Raw genomic sequence first — 22861 nt, forward strand, 5'->3', positions numbered from 1 at the left:
TGCCGGTCCGGCACCGCGCATCGCCCCGCTACCCGGCCGAATCCTCGAGCCCCCTGCGGACGAGGTAGGCGACGAGCCCCTCGTGGGCGGGAAGCAGCCCGAGGCGGTTGTTGGTGGTGTGCACGTAGTTCGACAGGCAGCCCAGATACGGCGTGCCGTCCAGGCGCAGGTCACCGGCATCGCCGCCCGGCTCCGCACCGCACACGGCACGGGCGCGGTCGGTGGCCTCGGCACTCATGTCGTGGAACACATCGTCCGTGGCGCCGTCACGCCAGACCGCGGTGCACAGGTTCGTGATCTGTGCCGAGACATTGCGGTAGAGCTCCGGCCAGGCACGCCGCGCCTCGTCGGGCGCGTACTGCCGCCACCACTCCTCGTACTCGAGCAGGAACCGCGTGGCCGCCTCCGGGCCGATGCCCGCCCCGTGCAGGAACATCACCATGATCCTGGCGGCCTCCCCGATCGGCGCCCTGCCGGCGCCGCCGGCCCGCGCCGACTGCGCGCGCAGCAGGTCGACGACCGTCACGGACGACTTCCGGAAGACGGTCTCGGCGATCGCCACCCCTTCCGTGCCCCCGTACTTGCGGAACTCCGGCTCGTAGGCCGCCCGGTCGAGGGTGCCGAGGGGGAGGCCCTCCTTGGGAACCTCCCGCTCCAGGCGGGCGAGCTCGGCCTGGAGCGTCAGCCCGACCTCGTACTCCTCACGCGCCACGGCCCCGAACTCCGGCATGGCGTCGGCGAGACCCACAACGACCCGCTCGGCCGCCTCCGCGTCCCCGGCTCCCGGACCGCAGAGCATCCGCAACCGCAGATGGGGCCCTCCCTGCCAGTACCGGAGGAAGAAGAAGTGGTCCTGGAGCTGCTCCTTCCGGAGCAGGGGCTCGACCACGTCGCACAGGAAGGACGTGTGCAGCGAGTGGGGAAGGTGGATGTGCACCGGCCGCCACTCACCCGTGCCGGCCTGCTGGCTACTTGTCGGTGCAAAGCTCAACGAAGAACTCCTCTGCTGCGGTCCAGCCCGTCTGCGGGCCGTAGTCGTCCACGGAAGGAAGGCACTCGCGGATCGACACGAGCACGTCGCCGCGCGACAGCGCGGACTTGGCCCAGCTCCGGACCAGGTAGGGGTTCCGGAAGTCCACGTACATCGGCTTGTGGACGCTGGCGCGGCGCAGGTGGGCGTAGTCGGCCCACTTGCGGGTCACCTTGCGGCCGCGCCCGGCCATGATGTCGCGCTCCTCGGCCGTCTGGCACAGCACGAAGGCGTGCCGGGGCAGGCCGCGGGAGAGCCGCCAGGCGTCGAAGGCCACCAGGGCGTCGTACGAGTCCCGGCTCAGGTCCTGGAGCATGGGGATGTCGGCGGCGGCCACGGTCCAGGACCTGCGGTCGGCCACGACGTCGCCCACGACCAGGCGGGGCGCCGTCCCGGTGTACTCGACGGGCCCGCCGGCGTCCCGGATGTCGTCCAGGGGCTTCCAGTTGTAGCGGTTGGACGGGGACAGCGCCTCGAGCAGGCGGTAGAGCAGCGGTACCCCGACCGGGGTCAGGAAGTTCATGGGCACGAGGTCGAGGTCTTCCCGCGCCTGCGGGTCATGGAGGCGCAGCGAGCTCGTGGCGTGGTCCGCGCGGACCTCCAGACGGGCCGGCCCGTACACCGTCCGGTCCGCGCCGAGCGACACCGCGCCGGGGTAGTTCACGACCTTCGGGGTCACCGAGGGGTGCAGATTGAAGTTGAAGCCGAGCACGGAGTTGAGGTCGACCTGGCCGGGGAACCGGCGGGCCAGGTGCTCCCGCTGCGCGGCCCGCAGGGACCAGTCGTCGGTTCCGCCGATGAACGAGCCGAACCGCGAGAAGTAGACGCCGTAGCCGGTGAGCAGGCCGTTGACGATCAGTGTCCGCTCCTGGCCCGGCAGCACGTCGCGCGCGAACTGCGCCCGGAAGGTGACGGACTCGGTGTCCCGGAGGTCGTCCACGCCCTCGCAGGCCCGCTCGATGTCCGCGGGGTCCAGGTGCACGGTGCCGTCGCCGGGCACGAGGCGCTCCCGGATCGTGCGCAGGGCGTCGGCCCGCTGCGACCTGTACGTCTCGGCGGCCTCCACACCACGGCCCATGAGCACGTCGAGCTGCTCGAGGTCGGTCAGCGACGAGAACGCCTTGAAGAACTCCAGGAAGGGCATGGTGCGGCGGTCCCCGAGCACCCGGGTCGCGAAGGCGTAGAGGCCGAGCCGCTTCACCTGGCCGTTGTCCAGCATCGAGGCCAGACGCCACAGGCCCGTCAGGGCGGGGATGCTGCGCTCCACCGTCGGCAGGCTCCATGCCTGGGGCGCCGTGGAGGCGGGGGTGTCCTCGAAGACCGGGGACTTCAGGACGTCCGCGGGGGGCGGTGAGACCTTGCACAGTTCGGCGATGCTGCTGATCGCCTGGTACGCCGAGTCGAGCAGCCGCTGACGCCCCTCGGCCGTGGCCCCGGCGAAGTCGCTCTCCAGGCGCCTGAGTTCGGCGAAGTGCCCGCGCAGGGCCGCCGTCTCCGGCGTACCGCCGGCGGCGAGCGTCTCGTCGAGCTTCGAGGAGTAGTCGGGGTCGTGGTCGTCGATCCGGGGGCGGAAGAACAGGACGCCGGCCCGGATCAGGCCGTGGACAACCTTCCGGCTCAGCTCGTCGTTCCCGGTGACGGCGGTGAGCGCGCCCAGCACGGGGGCGGCGGGGGCCGATCCTTCGGGCATCGCCGCGAGCAGCGCGTCGAAGAGCGCCTCCCGGCGCATCCGGAGCACCGTCTCGGAGGCGATCTGCCCGTCCTCACGGGATCCGGGAGCGACACCGACGAATTCGATCGCCTCGGCGCCGGCCCGCAGGGTCGAGTTCAGCACGAGATGGCCCGTCTCCAGGCCGCCCGGGATCCGCGGCAGCGCGGCGAGCACCCAGTTCACGAGCAGGCGGTTCAGTACCGTGACCGACTCGTCCGAGGCGTCCGGCCCGTGGTCCCGGCCGGGTGCGGCGGCCTCCGGATCGCCCGGAGGGAACGCGCCGATCTCCGTGAACCGCCCGAAGGGCGACGGCTTCAGGGCCGCCCGGTAGGCGAAGTTGACGAGGGACGACTCGCGCACCCTGGCCTTGCTCGGCTTGAGGGCCCCGCCGTCGCCCGTGACGAAGTCGCGCAGGCCACGGTAGAGCTGGTCGCCGGAGAGCTGGATGCTCCGGGCCATCGCGTCGTGTTCGAAGAGCGCGCGGAAGCCTTCGGTCGCCCGCGACTTCTCGCTCTCGAGGGCCTGTTCCGCCTCGCGCTCGCACTGCTCGGCGCGTTCGCCGAGCGCGCACCAGCTCTCGACCTCGGCGAGCACCTCGGGGTCCAGATGCGGACGGAGCGGTTCCAGTCGCGCGGCGACCCGGTCGTGCCGGAGGTTGTGCACATCGCGCCGGAGCCGGATGAGGTCGGCGCGGACGCCGTCGTCCAGCGTGGGCACGGCTTCGCCGAGGCGGTCGCTCAGACCGGCGGCACGCTTGCCGATCTCTTCGCGCAGGGCGTGCAGTTCGTCGATGCGCGACCAGGCGGTGGCGAAGGACATCCCTTCGAGCTCACCCAGTGGGAGTCTGCTCCGCCGGTAGACGACGTACGGACTGACACTCACACCCATAGGAATCCCCCAACTTCGTCACGCGGGCCGGTTCAGGGCATGCGGACGTCGGGGCCGGGCCATGGAGAAGGGGCCCGCCGCACGGACTCCGCTTGTCATTCCACTGAACCGGTCAGTTCGCGGTTAAACACTGAATAAGTGCGCCAGAAAGGCAGAAGGCCACCGCCGAGGTGCACCTCGACGGTGGCTCTTCTATTTCCTAGTCCTGGATCAGGAAGAGGAAGAGGAGGACGAAGACGAAACGCTGGTGGTCGTGCACGAGGCCGCCATCACCTGCGCCAGGTCGTCGTTCTCACCAGCACCCGCGATCAGCTCCGAGATCTCGAGCACGTTGAGGTCGATCTGCTGCTCCATTTTGAAGCACCCCCTTTCGTTGATGTGCCTCGAACTTAGCCATCCGGCGGAATGCAATGCAAGCGGAATTTGGAGTGGCGTAGATCACATGACACACGGGGTTTACAAAGTTGATCTTCCAGGTACGGTCGGTCTCAGTAACACACGAACGGCCGGTCCGAGCGTGCTCGGACCCGGGGGGGCTCAACCGTGCATTTGCTCGTCACCATCCCGCAGCCCAATGGTTCAAATTACAACGAAGCCTTCGCGCCTCTTATACGGGAACTGTTCTCGCGGGAGCGGGTAGGCGGCCACGGCCCCTACTACTTCGTCCGCACATGGGACGGCAGGGCCGGCGCGGAAGTCCTCCAGATCAGCGTCGACGGGGTCTCGGACCCGGACGCCACCCGCTCTGACCTGCACAGACTCGCGCAGAAGCATGGGTGTGCGGCGCAGGTCGAGGAGATGCCGCAGGCTGCGGCCCCGTCCCCGCTCTGGAACGCGGGCTTCGCCGGAACCGGATTCTCCGATTCCTCAAAGCGCCTCTTCCAAGCTGCGGCACCGACCCTCGTCGCATTCCTGGACCAGACCAATGAGGAGCGGGATCCACTACGGACGGCCCTCGGTGCCATTCGCCTCATGGTGGCCCACAGCAGAGCGACACTATTGCGTTCTCCACAGCGGGACATAGACGGTTACAACTTCCGTGAACTACTGTCCCTGCGACTGCTGAGTTATCGATCGCATTTCGAGGCCATTTTCGCGCGGAGCAAGGATCCGGAATCCTTCGAAGCCGCCTGCGCCCGATTCTATGAACAGGTCGGGCCGGCCACGCGTGAATTCATTACGGCATGCGGGGATCCGGACGCCGAAACGACGGACGACAGAGCGGTCCGGCAATGGACGGACTTGATAGTCTCCGGTTCCGCTTCCCTGGCGGACGACTTCCTGAACGGAGTCGTCGTCGACGCCGGGAGAACACTCGAGGATCTCGAACGCGAGCAGGGCGGTCCGGTCGAGCCCACGCGCTTCCATACACCACCGAGCGCCGAGCTGGAACGCCTCATGCACCGCGACGCCGATTTCCTGGCCTTCCGGCTGCAGACCAGCCTGCTGTACAGCTGCCTGTACTCCCTCGGCTTCAGCCTGGCGGAGAGATACGTCTTCTGCTACGTCGTCGCACGGGCCGGCGAAGAGGTCGCCGGCAAGTCCGTGCAGGAGCTCCAGGACGACCTCGACGCCCTGGCCAAGAGCATGGCGGCGGTCTCCTCGCCGGCCGTCGGGTGACGCGGCACGCACACGGGACCACACGACCTGCAGGAAGAAGAGCCACATGAATCTGAGCAGGCCCGATGAGCACATCTCGGCCGAGCTGCGCGGCCTCGAGGAGCTCGTGTCGCCGTACGGGCTGGTCTCCCGCACGGCCCCGCTGCCGGTGCGCGAGGGCGAACCGTCCTTCGCGGTCCAGCTGGCCTACCTCGGTGTCCCGTCCCGCGCCCTGCCCAACCTCCGTTCGTGGGCCCACGACGAGGACACGGGCAACTCCGACGGTGCGGGCACAGGGCTCACGCCCGAACGTGCCAAGCTGCTCTCCATCGCGGAGGCGCTCGAGCGGTACTCCACGTGCGCGTGGAACGACGACAAGATGGTGGTCGCCGCCGAGAACGACCTCGACGAGGAGTACATCTCCCCGTCGCGGTGGCCCAAGTGCTCGCCCACGGAGCTGGCACGGGACGACGCCAACCTGACCGAGTACGACCCGTCGGTCCCGATCCGCTGGGTGCGCGCCTGGTCGCTCACCCGGCAGGTGCCGGTCCTCGTGCCGGCCATCTCCGTGTATCTGCACATGCCCTACGAGTCGGCGTCCGAACGGTTCACCCGTGGCATCTCCACGGGCGCCGCGGTCCACTCCGACGTGCGTGCCGCCGTGCTCAACGGGTTGCTGGAGGTCGTCGAGCGCGACGCCATCGCGCTGGTGTGGCTCCAGCGGCTGCGGCTGCCCGAGCTGGTCGTGGACCCGGAGCGGCTCGGCGCCGTCACCCGGGAACTCCACCGGGTCGGCACCTCGACGGACCTGCGGGTGAGGCTGTTCGACGCGACGACGGACTTCGGCATCCCGGTGATCTACGCCGTGCAGCTCGCCGACGCCGATCCCACGCTCGCCCAGGTCGTCGCCGCAACGTGCGACATCGAGCCGGAGCGGGCGCTGGGCAAGATCTACCGCGAACTGTCCTCCCTGCGGGTGGCGTTGCGCGGATACGTGGCGGCCTACGCCGGGCGCGAACCCGACCCGGGCAAGGTGAGCGTGGTCGGGGGCGCCGTCCACAACGCGGCGCCCGCCCGGCGCGGCCTGTTCGACTTCCTTCTGGAGGGCGAGCGCCCGACGCACGGCATCGACGGCATGCCCGGCCTGCCGGACGGGGCGGACCCGCTGGACACCGCGGTCTCCCGGCTCGCGGAGCGCGGCGCCGAGGTGCTCGTCGCCGACATCACCACGGACGAGGCGCGTCAGGTCGGCATGCGGGCGGTGAAGGTGCTCGTGCCCGAGGCGCTGCCCGTGTCGTTCGTGCACGGCGAGCGGTACCTCGGCACACCGCGCCTGTACGAGGCGCCCCGTGCGATGGGGCACCCGAGCCACCCCGAGGACGCGATCAACCCCGAGCACCAGCCGTTCGCGTGAGCGCGAAGAAGGAGAAGAGCAGCATGAGCATGCCGCACGATTCGCGCCCACAGTGCCTCTACATCGTCGGTGACACCTTCGGCCACAGACTCATGGAGCACCGCGGTGTCCCTCCGGAGCGGCAGGTGTCCTTCGAGGACTTCCGCGACGGCGCGGTACCGCACGCGGACGTCGTCGTCCCCGTGCACTCCGGCGGCGACCCGGAGCTCCGCGACGAGGTCGACCGGATCTGCGCGGAGCGGGGCATACCGTCCGTCGGGCTCCATCTGCAGCCGACCAGGATCGTCTGCGGTCCCGTGGTGGTCCCGGGCAGGACGGCGTGCTACTCCTGCTACCGGAAGCGCGCCGCACAGCACGCGGGCAGTGCCCGCCAGTACGACATCGACGCGGCCCTGTCCGGCCTGCCCGAGGGGTTCGGCCCCCAGCACGTGGCCGTCGCCTCCGGGCTCCTGGAGCTCGCCCTGACCGAGATCGCCGCGGGCGTCACGGGCATCGGGGGCACCGTGCGCACCTTCAACCTCGTCGCGGGAGCCGTCCAGGCCGCGGCGACGGTGTCGGTGAACCTGTGCCCGCGGTGCGGGGACCGGTTCACGGAGGCACGTGCGGCCAGTGCGATGCCCGTTCCGGAACTGCTGCGGTAAAGGGGGAGTTGGTCATGGTTGCCGAAATGAAGGCCGAGCAGATCGGTCGGGCCGCGCGGACGGACATGCAGCTGACGGTGCCGGTCCGGCCCGTCCTGCGACGCGGGGTGAGGCTGCGCCGCGCCGGCGACTCCGTCGTCCTCGACGGCGCGGACCGGGGGCAGGCGTTCTCCGGCGCGTTCGCGCGCGAAAGCCTGGTGCCGCTGGCCGAGGCGTGCGACGGCACCCGCGATCACGCGGCGCTGGCGCTCGAACTCGGGCTCGCCGAGGCGGTCGTCTACAAGTGCCTGGCCCTGCTGTGGACGGCCGGGGCGATCGAGGAGGCGCCCTCCGGGGAGGAACCGCCGGTCGATCCCGAACTGGCCGTCTTCCTCTCCCGGCTGGGCAACTCCACCGGGGCGAACCCGTCCTGGGCGGACGCGGCGGCGCGGCTGGCACGGCGGCCGGTGCGCCTCGAGGGCGACCCCGCCCTCGTCGCCTCGGCCGGGCGGGCGCTGCGGGGCGTGTGCCAGGTGGTCACGGACCCGCCCGGTCCGTCCGGACCCGGGGACGAGCTCACCGTGTTCTTCGAAACGGCCTCGTCGGCGCCGCTGCTCGCCGCCGTCGAGGAACGGTGCCGGCAGGCCGGGCATCCGCTGCTGAGGGTGCGTGCCGACGCCGGGACGGTCGTCGTCGGCCCCTACGTCGACCCCTCGATCACGCCGTGCCTGGACTGCGGCCGCCACGGCGAGGCGGATGCGTCCGGCGAGCCGGCCGAGCACCTGCACGACCTGGTCGCCGGCCTGGCCGCGCACCACGTCACCGCGTTGCTCGCGCAGGCCACGATCACATACCTGCCGATCGACTCCAACATGATCGACCTCGCGACCCTCGCCACGACCCACCTCCCGGCGGTCACCCGTCCGGGGTGCCCGCGGTGCTCCTCCGCGCGGGGGCCGGTCGCGGCGCAGGCACCGGCCGGCGCCGTCTACGAGGCCTCGGTCGCGATGCCGCCGCGTGCATTCCTCGCCCCGAAGGGCCACCAGGCGCACTACTACACGTCCAACCTGCGCCTGCAGTCGCAGTTCAAGGACTGGCCGAGCCGCCCGCACACGCCGCTTCCCGCCCCCGATCTCTCCGTCCTCGCCGGGAGCGAGCGGCACGATCCGTCCCGCGGCGACGTCCCGCTCACCCTGGACTCCCTCGCACTGGTGCTGAAGATCGCCTTCGGGATCAAGGACGACGAGAGCACCCCGGAACGCGTCAAGCGCTGGACCGCGGCGGCGGGGAACATCGGGTGCACCACGGCTTACGTGATCGTGCGCGACGAGCGTCTGCTGCCGCCGGGCGTCTACGCGTACGCCCAGGGCAGCCACACGCTCGCGGCCCTCTCGAGCACGGTGCCCCCGGGTGACGCACCGTGCGAGATCGTCGTCACCGGCGATCTCAAGAAGGTCATGACCAAGTACGGCACGTTCGGCTTCCGGCTGGCCTTCCTGGACGCCGGCTGCAACCTGGCCGGTGCCCGGGAGGTCGCGCGGCACCTGGGCGTGGGCTTCGTGGCGGCATCGGACTGGGACGACGACGCGTTGGCCCGGATTCTCGACGTGTCACCGACCGACGAACCCGTCGTCGCCGTCGCGACCCTGGGAGGTACGGCATGAGAAGCGACCTGGACACCATGATGACCGTGCTGGAGGGCCTCTCCTCCCGCGCCGGCACGTCGGACGGCCTGGCCGCGGAGCGCCGGCCGGTGCCGTTCGCGAAGGCCGTGCCCGTCGGCCCGGCCCCGTCGGCCGAGGACCTGCGACCGGTCCACGACCTGCGGGACATGCTCCAGCGCCGGCGCTCCTCGCTGCACTACGGGCAGCAGCCGGTACGCACCGACGTGATCCTCTCGCTGCTGCGCGAGGTGCTGGGCCGGGACCGCGACGACTGGGGTCTCGACACCGAGGCGGGCGCGCTGGAGGCCTTCGTCTTCGCGTTCCGCAGCGAGGGTGCCGAGCCCGGCGTCTACCGGGTGACCGCCGAGGAGACCTCCTACCTGGCCGGGCTCGACGAGCTCGGCCCGGCCGATCACCTGGGCGTGCAGCGCGAGTTCTCCACCGCCGCGGGCATCGTCGCGATCTACGCCGACCTGGACCGGGCGGACAGCTGGGCGGGTTCCCACGGCTACCGGGTCAGTGCGACGCGAGCCGCGATGGCGACCTACGACATCCACCTCCGGTGCCAGGCACTGGGTCTCGTCGGCACGATCTTCGGCGGGCTCATCCCGTCGTCCGTGCGCCACCTGGTGCAGGGCGACGGAGCGACCCGTCATCCCCTCCTGGCCACCACCTACGCCCACCCCCCGGCGAGCTGACCGGACGCACCCCGGCGAGCCCCTCCGCGTGATCGCGGAGGGGCTCCTCCCGTTGGGGGAGATCTGTGATGCGGTGATCGTTTTGTCGTACAAACCACTAAGGTCGACGGAGGACCGCACGCGTTGGGGGAAGGGACGTATCCATGAGCCGCCGCTCCAGTGGGCTGATGGGCATCTGGGCAGAGGCCCAACGGCAGCAGCAGCGGCAGCGGGAGGCCCTGCACCGGGCCGCGGTGCGCGACCAGCGGGAGACCGAGCGGCAACAGCGGGCGTACGAACGGGACTTGGCGCGGCAGGACCGGGAGCGGCAGCGCGCTTACCGGGCCGGGCGGGAGGCCGAGGCGCGGGGGCTGACCGAGGAGCTGGAGGCGCGCGTCGCGGTGCTGGAGGGGCTGCTGGCCGCCGGCTGCCGGGCGCCGGCGTTCACGTCGGCCGCGCTGGCGCGCTCCGAGCGGCTGGAGCCGTTCGACCCCGGTCACCTCGGGCAGCCCGTGCCCATGCCCGACCCCTACGACCACCGGTACTACCGCGACCGGCCGCGGTTCGAGAGCGACTGGTACGCCGCGCAGGCCGCCGAGGCCGAGCGGCTGCGGCAGCTGGCCGCCTACCGGCAGCAGTACGACCAGTGGGCGGCGGACACCCTCGCGCGGACGCGCGAGTACAACGCCGGCCTCGGGGAGATGCTGGGCGCCCTGCGGGAGGGTGATCCGGAGGCGGTGGTGGAGTACTTCTCCGCCGCGCTGTACGCCTCCGGCGCCTGGCCCGAGGACTTCCCGCACCGGATCGCCGCGGCCTACGACCCGGCCGCCCGGCAGCTGGTGCTGAACTGGGAGCTGCCGGGCTTCGGCATCGTCCCGGAGACCAAGTCGGTGCGGTACATGATCAACGCCGACGAGCAGAAGGAGGTGCCCCGGCCGGTCACCCAGCGGCGGGCCCTCTACCGGGACGTACTGGCGCAGTGCGTGCTGCTGGCGGTGCACGAGCTGTTCGCGGCCGACGAGTTCGGGGCGCTGGAGTCCGTCGCCCTCAACGGGTTCGCCGACGGCAACGACCCGGCCACCGGCAGGCCCGCGCAGATCTTCCTCGCCTCCGTCACCGCCCCGCGCGGCGTCTTCGCGCAGCTGCGCCTGGAACAGGTCAGCGCGGTCGAGTGCCTGACGGACGGGCTCGGCGGGCAGTTGTCCGCCCGCCCCGACCAGCTCACGGCCGTGCGCCCGGGGCGGCTGCCGGACGAGGTGGGCGGGCGCGGCGTCGTCTCGCACGGGGACGGCGACGAGCCGGACCTCTTCGAGATGGACCCGGTGGAGTTCGAGGGGCTGGTCGCCGAGCTGTTCCGGGCCCGGGGCATGCGCGCGGTGACGACCCGGCGCTCCAACGACGGCGGCGTGGACGTCGAGGCCCTGGACCCGGACCCGATCAGCGGCGGCCGGATCATCGTGCAGGTCAAGCGCTACCGCCGCACCGTGCCGCCGACCGCCGTGCGCGACCTGTACGGGACGGTGCAGGGCGCCGGAGCCAACAAGGGAGTGCTGGTGACGACGTCCGGGTTCGGCCCCGGCTCGTACGCCTTCGCCAACGGCAAGCCGCTGACGCTGATCTCCGGCGAGGAGCTGGTCGAGCTGCTGGCGCAGCACGGGCTGCGCGGCCGGCTGGGCGGCGGCACCGCCCGCCCGGAGCCGTCCGGCGGCCAGGACGGGCCCGACGGCCACAACCTGCTCGGCATGTCCTGGTCCGGCGGCGTCGCCCTCGACGTGTGCGCCCTGGTCTGCGACGGCACGCGCGTCCTCAGCGACGATCACTTCGTCTTCTACAACAACCCGCGCACCCCCGACGGCTCCGTGCGCACGGCGGAGCCCACGCTCGCCGACAAGGCCGCGATACGGGTCGCCTTCGAGGCGCTGCCGGCCGCCGCCGACCGGCTGGTGCTGGTGGCGGCCATAGACCCGGCGGTCGATCCGGAAGCGGATCTCGCGCAGTTCACCGACGCCCGCATCCGCCTCGCGGACGCCTCCGGCGCCGAGCTCGGCCAACTTGAGGTCTCCGACGGGCGGCCCGGCGAGACGGCCCTGGTGCTGGGCTCCTTCCGCCGGCGGGCGAGCGGCGACTGGGACTTCGTGATCGGCGGCAAGGGGTACGCGGGCGGGCTCGAGGCGCTGGTGCGGGAGTACGGGATAGACGTCGCCTGACGGTCGCCCGACGTCCGCCCGGCATCGCCCGTGGCGAAGCCTCCCGAACCACCGCCCGATTCCTTGATCCACCGGCCTTTGTCGGCGGCGGCTCGTAGACTTCTGCAATGGCCGACCCCACAACGATCAGCGACGCCGGCGACGCCCTGGGCCAACTGCGGCGCGTCTTCGGTTACGACGCCTTCCGCGGCGACCAGGAAGAGATCATCGATCATGTCGTCGCCGGCGGTGACGCGCTCGTCCTGATGCCGACCGGCGGCGGCAAGTCGCTGTGCTACCAGATCCCGGCCCTCGTCCGGCCGGGTGTCGGCGTCGTGGTGTCGCCGCTGATCGCCCTCATGCAGGACCAGGTCGACGCGCTGCGCGCGCTCGGCGTGCGGGCCGGCTTCCTCAACTCCACGCAGGACCTCGACGAACGCCGCATGGTGGAGGCCGAGTTCCTCGCCGGCGAGTTGGATCTTCTGTACCTCGCGCCCGAGCGGCTGCGCGTGGAGGCCACGCTGCGGCTGCTCGACCGGGGCAAGATCTCCCTCTTCGCCATCGACGAGGCGCACTGCGTCGCCCAGTGGGGCCACGACTTCCGGCCCGACTACCTCGCCCTGTCCTCGCTGCACGAGCGCTGGCCGGACGTGCCGCGCATCGCCCTGACCGCGACGGCCACCGAGGCCACGCGCGCGGAGATCGCGACCCGGCTGAACCTGCGCGAGGCCCGGCACTTCGTCTCCAGCTTCGACCGGCCCAACATCCAGTACCGCATCGCACCCAAGAACGACCCGAAGAAGCAGCTGCTGGAGCTGCTGCGCACCGAGCACGCCGGCGACGCGGGCGTCGTCTACTGCCTCTCCCGCAAGGGCGTCGAGGACACGGCCGCGTTCCTGGCGCAGCACGGGATCGAGGCGCTGCCGTACCACGCGGGCCTCGACGCGCGTACGCGCGCCGCCAACCAGTCGCGCTTCCTGCGCGAGGACGGCATCGTCATGGTCGCGACGATTGCGTTCGGCATGGGCATCGACAAGCCGGACGTCCGCTTCGTGGCCCACCTCGACCTGCCCAAGTCCGTCGAGGGCTACTACCAGGAGACCGGCCGCGCCGGGCGCGACGGCCAGCCGTCGACGGCCTGGCTGGCGTACGGGCTCCAGGACGTCGTCCAGCAGCGGAAGATGATCGACGGCTCGGAGGGCGACGACGCGCACCGCCGCCGCCTGGCCACGCACCTGGACGCCATGCTCGCCCTGTGCGAGACCGTCGAGTGCCGGCGGGTGCGGCTGCTGGACTACTTCGGCCAGCCGAGCAACGCCTGCGGCAACTGCGACACGTGCCTGACCCCGCCGGAGACCTGGGACGGCACGGTCGCCGCCCAGAAGTTCCTGTCGGCCGTCTTCCGGCTGGCCCGGGAGCGGCGGCAGAAGTTCGGCGCGGGCCACATCATCGACATCCTGCTGGGCAAGAAGAGCGCGAAGGTCATCCAGTTCGACCACGACGCCCTGTCCGTCTTCGGCATCGGCACCGAGCTGTCCGTCGCCGAATGGCGTGGCGTGGTGCGGCAGTTGCTGGCCCAGGGGCTGCTGGCGGTGGAGGGCGAGTACGGCACCCTCGTACTCACCGACGCCAGCGGCGAGGTGCTGGGCTCGCGGCGCCGGGTGCCGTTGCGCCGCGAGCCGAAGAAGCCGGCCCGCGCGGCCCGGTCCGCGAAGGCGTCGGGCACGGGCTCGGGCTCGGGCAAGCGCGCCCCCGTCGATCTGCCGGAGTCGGCGGTGCCGGTCTTCGAGGAGCTGCGCGCCTGGCGTGCGGCGACGGCGCGGGAGCAGGGCGTGCCCGCGTATGTGATCTTCCACGACGCGACGCTGCGCGAGATCGCCACGGTCCTGCCGAGCTCCCTCGACGTGCTGTCCTCGGTCAACGGCGTCGGCGAGAACAAGCTGGTCAAGTACGGGCAGCAGATTCTGGACGTGCTCGCGGGGCAGGGCGGCGGCGACGCCGGTCCGACGAGCGAGCCGCAGGGGCCGGGGGCGCCGCAGGAGCCGCGGGTGGCGCAGGCGAAGCCCGCTCCCGCCGCCGCTCCCGCCCACGCCGCGTCCCCCGCGCCCGCGATCCCGGCGCCCCGGGACGGATCCCGGCAGCAGGCCCCCGTCCCGCGCGCCGCGGCGGACGAGCCGCCGTGGCCGCAGGAGGAGCCCTACTGGGGTGACGAGGAGCCGCCGCCCTGGGACGACGAGGGCTGACCCGGTCGGTCAGCCCTCCGTCACCTGAGGCGTCAGCCGTACGCCGGTGAGGTGGGCGTAGACCACCACGTTGCCCAGGTAGGCGTCGTCCTCCTCGGAGAAGCCGCCACCGCAGGTGATCACCCGGAGCTCGGCCCGCCCGGAGGAGGCGCCGTACACCTTCTCCGAGGGGAAGCGCTCCCGGTCGTAGACCTCGATGGCGTCGATCGTGAAGACGGCCGTGCGGCCGTCCTCGCGCGCCACCTCGACGGTGTCGGCCTTCTTCAGGGCGCCGAGGTTGTAGAAGACCGCCGGCCCGCTCTCGGTGTCGACGTGCCCGGCGACGACGGCGGTGCCGGCCGCGCCGGGCGTGGCGCCCGCCGCGTACCAGCCGGCGAGGTTGGCGTCGTTCTCCGGCGGGCTGGCCAGGCTGCGGTCCGGCAGCAGGGCGAGCGGCGTCAGCGGCGCGTCGACCCGGATGGCGGGGATCCACACGCGCGTGGGCATCGAGGGCGGCAGCGGGGGGACGGCCCGTTCGGCGCGGCGGGGGCCGAGCAGGGGTTCGCCCGGCTCGGGGAACGCCTCGGCCTTGGAGGGCTGCGGGGGCGGCGCCTGGTCCTTGGCGCCGTGTTCGATGAGCCAGCTGCCCATCAGCAGCGCGGCCGCGAGGACGGCGGCGAGCACGGTCTTGCGGCGGGCCTCGCGCTCGAGACGGTCGTCGGGACGTTCCCGCACCCCGGGCGCGCCGCCCCGCAGGAACGCGCTCCCCTGGAGCCCCGGCGGGTGGAGCCCCGGCGGACCGTCCCCGGCCCCCGGACGACGTGCGCGCGTCCGGGGACCGAGGTGCGGACCGGCCGGCACCGGAAGTGCCCTCGGTCAGACCCGGCTGCCGCCGCCACGGCGGCGCAGGAACCAGGTGCCGGCGACCGCCGCGGTGGCCAGTACGGCCGCGCCCGCCACGATCTCGACCGTGCCCGAGCTCGCGCTCGTGCCACCGGCGCCGGTCTTCATGCCGCCCATCGGGGGCGAGGCGGGCGACGCGGGCACGGACGCGGGCTTGGACGCCGGCTTGGAGGCCGGCATGCTCGGCACGGCGGACGGCGAGGTGGAGCCGCCCCCGGCGCCGGCGGTGACCACCAGGTCGCCGGTGGCCTCCTTGCCGTCGTCGCACTTGGCGCCGATGCCGTACGTTCCGGGCCGGGCGGAGTCGGGCACCTTGAACTGGCCCACGACGACCTCCTTGTGAGTGCCTGGCCTGAGCTCGAAGGAGGACGGGCCGCCGACGGCGCTGGCGTCGGCCGTGCCGCGGCCGCCGGCGCAGGACGTGGTGTTCACCGTGACCGTCGCTCCCGGCCGTACGCTGCCGGGGCTCATGTCCAGCTTTCCGTAGGTGTCGCCCTCGGCGTCGGCGAACGCCGGGGCACTCGAGAGCCCCAGCGCGGTTATGGCGAGGGCGGTCCCGGCGAGCACTCGTGCAGTACGCATGCTTCCTCCGTGAGCGCGGACGCGGCACGCCGATGTGCCGCAGCGGAGTCGGGATTCCGCGCTCCTCATGCCGAGCGAAACCGCGATCGCCGGCCGCCGCACCCGGCGGACGTCCCCATCCGCGGCCCCCGACGGCCCGGAGCAGTGGCGTATGGGCAGGTCATCCCGGGTGCCGCGAGCTCGTCCGGACGGACCTGCCGGAAGACGGCGAACGGGTGACGACGGGACTACTCCCGGTCACCCGTTCGCGTCGGCGGCCCGCCGTCGACTACGGCGCCAGGTCGTCCGGGCAGCCCGTGCCGCGCGGCAGCTTGTAGGGGGACGCGATCCGGTACGTGCCCGCGCGCGGAGCGCGCAGCAGCGTCCAGTCGTCCTCCGGTTCGTCCGCCTTGGCCGGCTGCACCTGCTTGGCCAGGCAGCCGTGCACGTTGACCGCCGGCTCGCCGCGCGGGCCGGCCTTCGGCGGCTGGAGGGCCCTGCCGTCCTCGTCCACCAGCGCCAGCCACGGCGAGTACGGGATGCGGACCCGGGCCACACCCGCGGACCGCATGGTGATCGTGATCTCGTTGGACTCCACCCGCTCCACCGTCGCCGGCGGGTCGGCGAGCGGGGTGGGGTCCTTGACCTCGTACAGCCGCCAGTTCTCGTCCGCCCACACCTCGCGCAGGTACGGCTGCCCCTGGGCGACCAGCTTGGCCTCGTCGACCCCGGCGTTGTCCGGCTCGTCCGTGGGCAGCACCACGTAGTGCACGGCCCAGCGGTCCAGCCAGTCGCGGTAGCTGTCGGGGGTGAGCAGGCCGTCCTCGTAGAAGAGGGGGTTGCGCTTGAGGTCCGCCTGCCGGTTCCAGCCGCGGGCCAGGTTGACGTACGGGGCCAGCGCCGACGCCTCGCGGTGGCTGCGCGCGGGGACGACCTCGACCCGGCCGCGGGAGGCGTCCACCCGCTGCAGGCGGTCCACCAGGGGGGCCAGCTCGCGGGCCCAGGAGGCGGCGGGGGTGGTGTGGATGATGTCGCTTATGGAGTTGACGCTCTGCCAGACGGTGCAGGTCAGTATGGCCAGGACGGTCGCGGTCCACACCCGGCCGCGCCTCAGCAGCTCGGCACGCGGCGGGACCTTCGTCCCGGTCAGGGCGGCGACCAGCACCACCCCGCCGAAGATCATGCCCAGCCGCGAGATGTTGGTGCCGATCTGCGAGGGGATCAGCCAGACCAGCAGCACGCCCAGCACGTACAGCGCGGAGGCGATCCGCACCGTCCGCCACGAGGAGGGCGTGAACACCAGCCCGAAGACGCCGGCCAGGAGAGGCAGGACAGACGAGGCGAACGACATCGGCTGCTGCCCGGAGAACGGGAACAGCCACGCCGACAGCGCCACCACCAGCACCGGGGTGATCCCCAGCGCGTACGCGGCGGGGCGCCGCCTGCTCAGCCACAGCGCGGCGGCCACGACGCCCACGAACAGGCCGGCCACCGGGCTCGACGCCGTCGCCAGCCCGGCCGTCAGCCCCGCCAGCGCGGCCCGTCCCCACCGGTACCGGCCGTCGGCACGCCAACTCGCCGGCCACGCGAAGATCGTCGCCACGGCGGCCAGGCCGAACATCATGCCCAGCCCGAAGGTCACCCGGCCCGAGATCGCGTTGCACAGCAGCGCGAACGCCCCGTACATCGCCGGCCACAGCGGCCGGCGCACGGCCCGGCTGCGCACCAGCAGCAGCGCGATCAGCCCGGCCGAGACCGTGCCCGCGATCATCATCGTGGTGCGCACGCCCAGCTGGGCCATCAGATAGGGCGAGATCACGCTGTACGAGACGGGGTGCATCCCGCCGTACCAGGCGAGGTTGTACGCGGACTCCGGGTGCTGCAGCGCGAACTCCGCCCACGCGTCCTGCGCGGCCAGGTCGCCGCCGCTGTTCGCGAAGACCAGCACCCACAGCAGGTGCAGCACCGCGGCCACGAGGAGGGTGAAGGGGACGGTCCGGGTCAGGACGTGGCGCCCGCCGTCGCGCCGGTGGCCCGGCACGACCGCCCAGGAGGGCCGCCGCCATCCGGAAGCCCTGCTTCCGGAGACGCCGGACGGGCCGGGTGACCCGGCCGGATCCGTTCCGGTGTCCGGTCCGGCATCCGTTCCGGTGGTGGCGCCGTCGCCGGTGTTCTCGCTGTCCGGCTCTCCCGGCCTGCCGGCACGCGCCGGCCCCACGGTGGTCACTGCGGCTTCTCCCCGTCTTTCCCCCGAGGTCCTACTCCCCCATCTTCGCCCATGTTCGGGCCGAGGCGGACAAACCCTCGCGACGCTAACACGCCCTTCCGCACACCGCCGCGGCTTCCCGCGGCGGTGTGCGGACCTGGGCGCGTCAGCCCAGGCGCGTCAGCTTCGAGCCGAAGGACGGCTCGGCCAGAGCCGTCTTGAGCACCACCGGCACCTTGACCGCGTCCGCGCCGCTGCCCACGGTCAGCTCGCCGACCTCGGTCCCGGCCTTCGCCGAGTGCGGGATCTTGCGCCCCGCGTCGCTCAGCGAGAACTTCGTGGTGAAGCCGGCCCAGCCGACGGCCGTGACGTCCTTGGTGGTCACGACCGGCGTCCGGCCGTCGAGGCCGTCGTCCACGTAGCCGACGACGTCGCCCTTCTTGACGACGGTGGTGGTGTTCAGCGCCTTCTGGATGGCCGTGATCTGCGCGTAGCTCTTGTTCTTGACCATCAGCAGGCTGTTCTCGGCGTTGGGGTCCAGGCCCTTGAAGTGCTGGTCCATGGTGGCGCCGACGATCAGGAACTCCTTGTCGCCGATCGTCCGCCGGGCCGCCCACATCAGCGCGCCGCCGGCCGGACCGCTGGAGCCGGTCTTGAGGCCGAGGACGCCGGTGCGCTTCACGAGCAGCGTGTCGTTGTTGTTGTTGATGTGCAGCGTGCCGCCGGCGCCGCCGTCGATCGGGATGTCGGCGTTGGGCTGCTGGGTGATGTCCCGGATGACCTTGTTCTTGATCGCCACCTCGGCGAGCTTGACCTGGTCGGAGGCGGTGCTCTTGGTCGACGCCTGCAGACCGCTCGGGTCGGTGTAGACGGTGTTGGTCATGCCGAGCTCCTTGGCGGCGTCGTTCATCTTCTTGACGAACGCCTCCTCGGAACCGGAGTCCCAGCGGGCCAGCTGACGGGCGATGTTGTTGCCGGACGGGATCAGCAGCATGCGGAGCATGTCGTACTCCGAGAACTTCTGCCCCGCCTTCACGTTCACGCGCGACTCGTCCTCGGCGCCCGCCTCCTTCTCGGACTGCGGGTCCATGGTGATCATCTCGCCCTGCTCGCCCACCTTGAGCGGGTGGTTCTTGAGGATCACCCAGGCGGTCATCACCTTCGCGACGCTCGCGGTCGGCACGGGCTTCTGCGCACCCGACGTGCCCACCTCGCCCGCGCCCACGACCTTCGCCGCGGACTGGCCCTCCTCGGGCCAGGCGAAGGAGGGCTTGTCGCCCTCGAAGGCGAAGCCCTTCTTCGCGCCCAGCGCGAGCTCGGCGTCCGGCAGCGGCCGGAACGCCTGGACGATCACGAAGACGATCCCGAGCAGGGCCACCAGCGGCGTCCAGATCTTCACCCGGCGCATGATCGTGCGGGTGGGCGTCTCCGGCGGCGGCGGAGTGTTGGTCAGCTGAGCCAGCAGGTCCAGCGGCGCCTGCGGCTGCTGGGGCGCCTGCGTGCCCTGCGGCGGCTGCGGCACGCCCGGGACCTGCGTCCGCCCTGCCTCGGCCGGCGGGGCGACGGACACCGGGATGGCAGGCTTGCCGGGCGCCGCCTTGGCGGGCTCCGGCTTCGCGGCCGCAGGCTTCGCGGGGGCGGACTTGGCCGCCGCGGGCTTGGCGGCCCCGCCCTTGGCGGGCGCTTCGTCGTCCTTCTTGAGCGGTACGAACTGGCTCTTGCGGTCCGTGCCGGGCGTCGGGAGGGGGGTGGGGGCCTTGAGCAGCTCGGTCGGCTGGTCGTCGGACTTCGCCTTGTCGGCGGCGGGCTTGGCGGCGGACTTGTCGTCCTGGCCGGCCTTGTCGTCCTTCTTGCCGTCCTTCGCGGGGACGGTCCGGAAGACGGCGGTGGGCTGGTCGACCGGCTCGTCGTCAGCGGGCTTGCCGTCAGCGGGCTTGTCGTCAGAAGACTTGCCCTTGGCGGCCTTGCTGTCGGCGGCCTTGCCGTCGGTCTTCGGCGGCATCGTGCGGAGGACGGCGGTCGGCCGGTCGCCCGAGGGCTTGCTCTCGGGCTTCGACTCGGCGTCGTCTTCCCCGCCCTTGGGGCGCACGGTCTTGAAGACAGCGGTGGGCTGATCGGCAGCAGGCTTCTCGGCCGGCTCGGCGTCGTCGTCGCCGCCGCTCTTCGCCGGACGGGTGCGGAACACCGCGGTCGGCTGGTCGGCGGCAGGCTTCTCGGCGGGCTTGCCGGCAGGCTTCTCGGCGGGCTCGGCGTCGTCGCCGTCGCCGCTCGCCGGACGGGTGCGGAACACCGCGGTCGGCTGGTCGGCAGCGGGCTTCTCGGCGGGCTTGCCGGCAGGCTTGTCGCCCTCGCCTGCGTCCTCGGACGCGCCCGGCTCCGTACCCTCTTCCTCCTCGTCGTCGGCGCCGGCCACCCAGGCCGCGACGGCAGCCTTCAGCCGGGCATCGCCACCGGGGGCACCGGAGGCCTTGGCCCCGCCGGAGGCATCCGGCTTTGCATCCGCATCGTTGCCGTCACCCGCGTCGGCGGCGGCCGTGGCGGCCGCGTCCGCGCGTTCCGCGGAATCGTCCGAGGACTCCGGCACGGCCGGGGCCGGCTTGCCGGAAGGAGCCGGGGACGACGCGACCGCCGTCTTCACCGAAGAGCCCGATGAAGAGCCCGCTGAAGACCCCGATTCCCGGATGACTCCGAGCCTCGGATCGCGTTCGCTGCCAGTCGTGCCAGTCGTCTCCCCCGACGACTTCCGCTGCTCCGACTTGTCGGGGGACTCGCCCGCCACCGATGCCTCCTCGAATTCCCGCGCCATACGCCGAGGCGGGGCGACTGGTCGCCCCGCTCCCCGAACCTCTCAACGTGTACCAGTGTCCTCTGCCACCGTCGCGTTGCAGCGCACCGTACGTCAGAGGACATCGTCGGGCTTCACCCACGTGCAAGACGAGACGACATACCTACCGGTTCCCACCCGAAGCCACCACGCGCTCTCGACAGACCAATGTGAGAGGGGTCACCCTGTCACTCATCCACGCGGGGAGGCATGGATGGGCAGGAGCCGCAGAACAATTCCGGAGGAGCTTCTGCTGCTCGCCCTGGACCCGGCCACGGGTACCACGGCGCAGCCGCAGTCGCTCGACCTCGGTCTCGCCGGAGCACAGCTCGTGGAGCTGGCTCTGGCCGGACGGATAGCCCCAGACGGGGATCGTATCGCCGTGGTCCACCCACGGCCGACAGGAGATCCGACCCTGGACACCGCGCTCGAGTTGCTGCGCCGCCGCGGCAGCCCGGTGCGGGCCGTCCACTGGATCGGCGGGCCCCGGCTGGGGCTGCGTCAGACGTATCTCACCCACCTGGAGCGGTGCGGCATGGTGCATGCCGTGGCGGGCCAGATGTGCGGGGTGCTGCCGACGACTCGCTACCAGGCGACGGACACGGCCATCAGCCGGGAGATCAGGACCCGGCTGGACAACGCGATCCGCACCGGCGTGCCGCCGGACCCGCGGACCGCGGCGCTCGCCGCGCTGGCCCACGCGGTCGGTCTCGGCAAGCACCTCTACCCGGGGAACGAGGGACGCTCCTCGCGTTCCCGGCTGCGGGACCTGATCCGGCACGACCCGATGGGCGGGCTGGTGGCGCACGCCGTGATGGACGTGCAGAACGGCGTCGCGGCACAGCCGCGGCGGGCTCCGGCGGCGGCCGGAGGCAACGGCGGCGGTCCGGGACGCAGGGGCACGGCAGTGCGGCCCCCGTCCGAGGCGGCCGCGGTGGCCGCCGCGCAGCAGGCGCCGCACCGTGGCGTCATGGCTCGCGCGGGCGTCTCGTGAAACGGTTCGCCAGCCGCTGAGCCGGCCGTCGGACCACGCAGTGTTCCTCCGTACCACCCGACCGCTCCACCGACCGCACCGGCCTACCGTGACCCGGTTCGGAAGCCGCGACAGCGCGCGGGGCGGCGGGCCCGCCCGTCCACATCCGGACGGTACGGTCCCGCCGCCCCGCGCGCCTGTCCGCGCGCCCTTGCGTAGGTGTACCTACGTCACGCGCACCCAAGTGCCGGTTATCACAAGCGGACTTGGTGTAAGCATTTTCCAGCGCCGCCCCGGCCAGTGGTGGCAGGCTGCGGAGCAGGAGACAGCAGCATGACGGAGCCGGAGGTGCGTCCCGTGGCGTCCAGTGTCAACCCCACCGTAAGGCGGCGCCGATTGGGGCAGGAGCTGCGCAAGCTCCGTGAGCTCAAGGGCATGACGGCCGAGGAGGTGGCCGAGCGGCTACTGGTCTCGCAGTCGAAGATCAGCCGTCTGGAGAACGGCCGCCGCAGCATCAGCCAGCGCGACGTCCGCGACCTGTGCAGCGTGTACGGGGTCGAGGACCACCGCATTGTGGATTCCCTGATGCAGATGGCCAAGGAGTCACGCCAGCAGGGCTGGTGGCACGCCTTCGGCGATATTCCCTACAGCGTCTATATCGGTCTGGAAACCGACGCCGCGTCCTTGCGCGTGTACGAGGCCTCGCTCGTTCCCGGCCTGCTGCAGACGCCGAATTACGCCAGCGCCGTGACCGAGGGATCGTGGCCGGAGGCGACGGCAGCGGATGTCGAGAGGCGTGTACAGGTGCGGATGCGTCGTCAGGAGCGCATCACTGACCCGGAGAACCCGTTGCGGCTGTGGGCGGTGATCGACGAGTCGGCGCTGCGCCGGATCGTCGGCAGCAGGGCCATCATGCGCGAACAGATGGAACACCTGGTGGAGTTCAGCCTCCAGCCGCACATCACCGTGCAGGTGCTCCCCTATTCGGTGGGCGCGCACCCGGGCATGTACGGAAAATTCTCGATCCTTGAATTCCATGACCCGCAGGACGCCAGCACGGTGTATCTGGAAGGGATCACCAGCGATCTCTACCTGGAGAAGCCGAATGACGTCCAGGCGTACAGCGTGATGTATGAGCATTTGCGAATGCAGGCGCTCAACGCGGAGGACTCCCGGCGGTTCATCCTCCAGGTGGCCACGGACTGGGAGGAGCCGCCCCGCTCCGACCAGGTCGGCTGACCGGGCGGCGAGGCGGCGCACCGTACACCGCCCGCAGCCCGGCGCGGAAGGGGTGAATGGAATATGCCATCCGGTCGAGTGAAGAGCCCGTTCATCAGGTGATGTTGGCGCGTAACGTCGATCGCACCTCGGGAAACCGGCGGT

16 protein-coding genes are annotated in these 22861 nt (G+C 71.8%); 9 read left to right on the plus strand and 7 right to left on the minus strand.

All coding sequences use genetic code 11. The features are described 5' to 3' along the window. Positions 1–28: 28 nt before the first annotated feature. The 3 genes from ACIG36_RS17790 to ACIG36_RS17800 form a co-directional block, all read right to left on the minus strand. On the minus strand, positions 29–937 hold the full coding sequence (locus ACIG36_RS17790; protein WP_399928233.1) for a lantibiotic dehydratase C-terminal domain-containing protein: 909 nt from the start codon (positions 935–937) through the stop codon (positions 29–31). 31 nt (positions 938–968) lie between these two features. Continuing rightward, positions 969–3623, minus strand: a complete 2655-nt coding sequence (locus ACIG36_RS17795) for a lantibiotic dehydratase (protein ID WP_399928236.1) — start codon at positions 3621–3623, stop codon at positions 969–971. Between the two features lie 216 nt (positions 3624–3839). Beyond that, positions 3840–3983 (minus strand): thiocillin/thiostrepton family thiazolyl peptide, encoded by a 144-nt coding sequence (locus ACIG36_RS17800; RefSeq protein ID WP_399928239.1) that lies wholly within the window; start codon positions 3981–3983, stop codon positions 3840–3842. A 189-nt stretch (positions 3984–4172) separates the two neighbouring features. On the opposite strand from ACIG36_RS17800, the gene ACIG36_RS17805 reads away from it, so the two are divergent. From ACIG36_RS17805 to recQ, 7 genes are all read left to right on the plus strand, one after another. Then, entirely contained in the window at positions 4173–5249 is a 1077-nt protein-coding gene (locus tag ACIG36_RS17805) for a hypothetical protein (RefSeq protein WP_399928242.1), read from the plus strand. A gap of 46 nt (positions 5250–5295) precedes the next feature. After that, positions 5296–6642, plus strand: a complete 1347-nt coding sequence (locus tag ACIG36_RS17810; protein WP_399928245.1) for a YcaO-like family protein — start codon at positions 5296–5298, stop codon at positions 6640–6642. A gap of 23 nt (positions 6643–6665) precedes the next feature. After that, positions 6666–7283: a TOMM precursor leader peptide-binding protein gene (locus tag ACIG36_RS17815; protein WP_399928247.1), complete on the plus strand. Its 618-nt coding sequence runs from the start codon at positions 6666–6668 to the stop codon at positions 7281–7283. 14 nt (positions 7284–7297) lie between these two features. Continuing rightward, positions 7298–8926: a nitroreductase family protein gene (locus tag ACIG36_RS17820; protein WP_399928250.1), complete on the plus strand. Its 1629-nt coding sequence runs from the start codon at positions 7298–7300 to the stop codon at positions 8924–8926. Next, a complete protein-coding gene (locus ACIG36_RS17825; RefSeq protein WP_399928252.1) occupies positions 8923–9624 on the plus strand; it encodes a tpaF in 702 nt (233 codons plus the stop codon). The genes ACIG36_RS17820 and ACIG36_RS17825 overlap by 4 nt, the downstream gene beginning before the upstream one ends. Before the next feature lie 143 nt (positions 9625–9767). Further along, on the plus strand, positions 9768–11810 hold the full coding sequence (locus ACIG36_RS17830; RefSeq protein ID WP_399928255.1) for a restriction endonuclease: 2043 nt from the start codon (positions 9768–9770) through the stop codon (positions 11808–11810). A gap of 107 nt (positions 11811–11917) precedes the next feature. Then, positions 11918–14032, plus strand: a complete 2115-nt coding sequence (recQ, locus tag ACIG36_RS17835) for a DNA helicase RecQ (protein ID WP_399928258.1) — start codon at positions 11918–11920, stop codon at positions 14030–14032. Positions 14033–14041: 9 nt separating this feature from the next. Here the strand turns inward: recQ and ACIG36_RS17840 are convergent, their stop codons facing one another. The 4 genes from ACIG36_RS17840 to ACIG36_RS17855 form a co-directional block, all read right to left on the minus strand. Beyond that, positions 14042–14662: a class F sortase gene (locus ACIG36_RS17840; RefSeq protein ID WP_399928930.1), complete on the minus strand. Its 621-nt coding sequence runs from the start codon at positions 14660–14662 to the stop codon at positions 14042–14044. A gap of 225 nt (positions 14663–14887) precedes the next feature. Then, the gene (locus ACIG36_RS17845) at positions 14888–15496 is read right to left on the minus strand and encodes a hypothetical protein (RefSeq protein WP_399928260.1); all 609 of its coding nucleotides are present in this window, start codon (positions 15494–15496) and stop codon (positions 14888–14890) included. Between the two features lie 268 nt (positions 15497–15764). Beyond that, positions 15765–17702: an MFS transporter gene (locus ACIG36_RS17850; protein ID WP_399928263.1), complete on the minus strand. Its 1938-nt coding sequence runs from the start codon at positions 17700–17702 to the stop codon at positions 15765–15767. A 145-nt stretch (positions 17703–17847) separates the two neighbouring features. After that, positions 17848–20319, minus strand: a complete 2472-nt coding sequence (locus ACIG36_RS17855; protein WP_399928266.1) for a D-alanyl-D-alanine carboxypeptidase — start codon at positions 20317–20319, stop codon at positions 17848–17850. A gap of 400 nt (positions 20320–20719) precedes the next feature. Between ACIG36_RS17855 and ACIG36_RS17860 the strand changes: the two genes are divergently transcribed. Together ACIG36_RS17860 and ACIG36_RS17865 are read left to right on the plus strand one after the other, a co-directional pair. Beyond that, a complete protein-coding gene (locus tag ACIG36_RS17860) occupies positions 20720–21499 on the plus strand; it encodes a GPP34 family phosphoprotein (protein ID WP_399928268.1) in 780 nt (259 codons plus the stop codon). A gap of 336 nt (positions 21500–21835) precedes the next feature. After that, on the plus strand, positions 21836–22717 hold the full coding sequence (locus tag ACIG36_RS17865; RefSeq protein ID WP_399928933.1) for a helix-turn-helix domain-containing protein: 882 nt from the start codon (positions 21836–21838) through the stop codon (positions 22715–22717). Positions 22718–22861: the final 144 nt, after the last annotated feature.

This window comes from Streptomyces sp. NPDC053048 (assembly GCF_044547045.1).
GTDB lineage: Bacteria > Actinomycetota > Actinomycetes > Streptomycetales > Streptomycetaceae > Streptomyces.

What these genes read in the sequence shown, in the direction of transcription:
- ACIG36_RS17830 (WP_399928255.1), top strand. Translation starts at nt 9,768, where the DNA reads ATGAGCCGCCGCTCCAGTGGGCTGATGGGCATCTGGGCAGAGGCCCAA.
- ACIG36_RS17820 (WP_399928250.1), top strand. Translation starts at nt 7,298, where the DNA reads ATGGTTGCCGAAATGAAGGCCGAGCAGATCGGTCGGGCCGCGCGGACG.
- ACIG36_RS17845 (WP_399928260.1), bottom strand. Translation starts at nt 15,496, where the DNA reads ATGCGTACTGCACGAGTGCTCGCCGGGACCGCCCTCGCCATAACCGCG.
- ACIG36_RS17860 (WP_399928268.1), top strand. Translation starts at nt 20,720, where the DNA reads ATGGGCAGGAGCCGCAGAACAATTCCGGAGGAGCTTCTGCTGCTCGCC.
- ACIG36_RS17815 (WP_399928247.1), top strand. Translation starts at nt 6,666, where the DNA reads ATGAGCATGCCGCACGATTCGCGCCCACAGTGCCTCTACATCGTCGGT.
- ACIG36_RS17825 (WP_399928252.1), top strand. Translation starts at nt 8,923, where the DNA reads ATGAGAAGCGACCTGGACACCATGATGACCGTGCTGGAGGGCCTCTCC.
- ACIG36_RS17810 (WP_399928245.1), top strand. Translation starts at nt 5,296, where the DNA reads ATGAATCTGAGCAGGCCCGATGAGCACATCTCGGCCGAGCTGCGCGGC.
- ACIG36_RS17800 (WP_399928239.1), bottom strand. Translation starts at nt 3,983, where the DNA reads ATGGAGCAGCAGATCGACCTCAACGTGCTCGAGATCTCGGAGCTGATC.
- ACIG36_RS17840 (WP_399928930.1), bottom strand. Translation starts at nt 14,662, where the DNA reads ATGGGCAGCTGGCTCATCGAACACGGCGCCAAGGACCAGGCGCCGCCC.
- recQ (WP_399928258.1), top strand. Translation starts at nt 11,918, where the DNA reads ATGGCCGACCCCACAACGATCAGCGACGCCGGCGACGCCCTGGGCCAA.